Below are 3,361 nucleotides of genomic sequence, written 5' to 3' on the forward strand. Positions count from 1 at the left end.
TGGGCTGGTTGTCTGGTTGTTGTTTGTGAATTGCATAGTGGACGCGAGCATCTTTGTGGCCAAGTTGTTTAGGGCACACGGTGGATGCCTTGGCATCAGGAGCCGATGAAGGACGTGGGAGGCTGCGTTAAGCCTCGGGGAGTCGCCAACCAGACGTTGATCCGGGGATGTCCGAATGGGGAAACCTAGCACCAGTCATGTGGTGTTGCCGCCGTCTGAATGTATAGGGCGGTTGGTGGTAACGCGGGGAAGTGAAACATCTCAGTACCCGTAGGAGAAGAAAACAATTTAGTGATTCCGTGAGTAGTGGTGAGCGAAAGCGGAGGAGGCTAAACCGTGCGCGTGTGATAGCCGGCGGGCGTTGCGTGTGCGGGGTTGTGGGACCTTCCGGGGGAGACCGCCGTCTCTTCAGGCAGTGAGAAATCGGTGGGGTAGTCGAACGCTCTGGGAAGGGCGGCCGTAGACCGTGATAGCCGGGTAGGCGAAATCTTGCCGACTGCTGGGAGTGTTCCCGAGTAGCACGGGGCTCGAGGAATCCTGTGTGAATCTGCCAGGACCACCTGGTAAGCCTAAATACTTCCTGGTGACCGATAGTGAACGAGTACCGTGAGGGAAAGGTGAAAAGCGCCCCGGTGAGGGGTCGTGAAATAGTACCTGAAACCGTGTGCCTACAAGCCGTAGGAGCGTAAACGGGTTCGCCTGTTTGTGATGTGACTGCGTGCCTTTTGAAGAATGAGCCTGCGAGTTATGGTGTGTGGCGAGGTTAACCCGTGTGGGGGAGCCGTAGCGAAAGCGAGTCTGAATAGGGCGTTTGAGTCGCATGCTGTAGACCCGAAGCGGGGTGATCTACGCATGGGCAGGTTGAAGCGTGGGTAAGACTGCGTGGAGGACCGAACCCACCAGGGTTGAAAACCTGGGGGATGACCTGTGTGTAGGGGTGAAAGGCCAATCAAACTCCGTGATAGCTGGTTCTCCCCGAAATGCATTTAGGTGCAGCGTTGCGTGGTGCTTGCCGGAGGTAGGGCTCTGGATGGCTGATGGGCCCGACAAGGTTACTGACGTCAGCCAAACTTCGAATGCCGGTAAGTTGAGCGTGGCAGTGAGACTGCGGGGGATAAGCTCCGTGGTCGAGAGGGAAACAGCCCAGATCACCGACTAAGGCCCCTAAGCGTGTGCTAAGTGGGAAAGGATGTGGAGTCGCAGTGACAACCAGGAGGTTGGCTTAGAAGCAGCCATCCTTGAAAGAGTGCGTAATAGCTCACTGGTCAAGTGATTCTGCGCCGACAATGTAGCGGGGCTCAAGTACACCGCCGAAGTCGTGGCACCGCCGGCCTTGTGCTGGTGGTGGGTAGGGGAGCGTCGTGCGAGCCGGTGAAGCCGCCGAGTGATCGTGTGGTGGAGGTCGTGCGAGTGAGAATGCAGGCATGAGTAGCGAGTCAGAAGTGAGAATCTTCTGCGCCGGATGACCAAGGGTTCCTGGGGCAGGTTCGTCCGCCCAGGGTAAGTCGGGACCTAAGGCGAGGCCGACAGGCGTAGTCGATGGACAACGGGTTGATATTCCCGTACCCGCTGTGATGCGCCCATATCGAATCCAGTGATACTAAGGGTCCTTAGCCCGGTTGGCTCTTCGGAGCCGGCGTCAGGGTGAACGCCTGGCCTGATCTGGTAGTAGGTAAACGATGGGGTGACGCAGGAAGGTAGCCCAGCCCGGGCGGTGGTTGTCCCGGGGTAAGCATGTAGGGCGAGAGATAGGCAAATCCGTCTCTCATTAGCCTGAGGTGTGATGCCGAGCCGATTGTGGCGAAGTGGGTGATCCTATGCTGCCGAGAAAAGCCTCTAGTGAGTGTCGCGGCGGCCCGTACCCGAAACCGACTCAGGTGGTCAGGTAGAGAATACCAAGGCGGTCGGGTGAACTGTGGTTAAGGAACTCGGCAAATTGCCCCCGTAACTTCGGGAGAAGGGGGACCTTTACTGGTGATCGGACTTGCTTCGTGAGCTGGTGGGGGTCGCAGTGGCCAGGGGGAAGCGACTGTTTACTAAAAACACAGGTCCGTGCGAAGTCGTAAGACGATGTATACGGACTGACGCCTGCCCGGTGCCGGAACGTTAAGGGGACCGCTTAGCACTCTTCGGGGTGCGAAGGTGAGAACTTAAGCGCCGGTAAACGGCGGTGGTAACTATAACCATCCTAAGGTAGCGAAATTCCTTGTCGGGTAAGTTCCGACCTGCACGAATGGCGTAACGACTTCCCCGCTGTCTCAACCACAGGCCCGGTGAAATTGCAGTACGAGTAAAGATGCTCGTTTCGCGCAGCAGGACGGAAAGACCCCGGGACCTTCACTACAGCTTGACATTGGCGTTTGGAGCGTCTTGTGTAGGATAGGTGGGAGACTGGGAAGCTCCGACGCTAGTCGGGGTGGAGTCATTGGTGAAATACCACTCTGGTCGTTTTGGACGTCTAACCCGCGCCCGTGAATCCGGGTGGGGGACAGTGTCTGGTGGGTAGTTTAACTGGGGCGGTTGCCTCCTAAAAGGTAACGGAGGCGCCCAAAGGTTCCCTCAGCCTGGTTGGCAATCAGGTGTCGAGTGTAAGTGCACAAGGGAGCTTGACTGTGAGACTGACGGGTCGAGCAGGAGCGAAAGCTGGGACTAGTGATCCGGCATCGGCGTGTGGAAGCGGTGTCGCTCAACGGCTAAAAGGTACCCCGGGGATAACAGGCTGATCTTCCCCAAGAGTCCATATCGACGGGATGGTTTGGCACCTCGATGTCGGCTCGTCGCATCCTGGGGCTGGAGTAGGTCCCAAGGGTTGGGCTGTTCGCCCATTAAAGCGGTACGCGAGCTGGGTTTAGAACGTCGCGAGACAGTTCGGTCCCTATCCGCTGCGCGCGCAGGAGACTTGCGAGGGGCTGTCCCTAGTACGAGAGGACCGGGACGGACGAACCTCTGGTGTGCCAGTTGTTCCGCCAGGAGCACGGCTGGTTGGCTACGTTCGGTAGGGATAACCGCTGAAAGCATCTAAGCGGGAAGCTCGCCTCAAGATGAGGTCTCCCACCACGAGAGTGGGTAAGGCCCCCTAGAGATGATGGGGTTGATAGGCCGGAAGTGGAAGCGCAGTAATGTGTGGAGCTGACCGGTACTAATAGGCCGAGGACTTGACCATGATGTGCTCGCGTTCACTATGTGATCTCAGAGACAGCAACCACTGGTGGTAGTTGGTTGTGTGTTTCGTGGGGTTACGGCGGTCATAGCGGCAGGGAAACACCCGGTTACATTCCGAACCCGGAAGTTAAGCCTGCCAGCGCCGATGGTACTGCACCGGGGACGGTGTGGGAGAGTAGGACACCGCCGGACAATCTTT

General features: G+C 57.8%; 2 rRNA genes. Both read left to right on the forward strand.

Annotated features, from left to right (window positions below):
• Nucleotides 1–57 precede the first annotated feature (57 nt).
• Nucleotides 58–3,163 (forward strand): 23S ribosomal RNA (locus tag Msi02_RS42635).
• 74 nt (nucleotides 3,164–3,237) lie between these two features.
• Nucleotides 3,238–3,354 (forward strand): 5S ribosomal RNA (gene rrf, locus Msi02_RS42640).
• The last annotated feature ends 7 nt before the right edge of the window (nucleotides 3,355–3,361 follow it).

It is taken from the genome of Microbispora siamensis (assembly GCF_016863095.1).
In the GTDB taxonomy this organism is placed as follows: domain Bacteria; phylum Actinomycetota; class Actinomycetes; order Streptosporangiales; family Streptosporangiaceae; genus Microbispora; species Microbispora siamensis.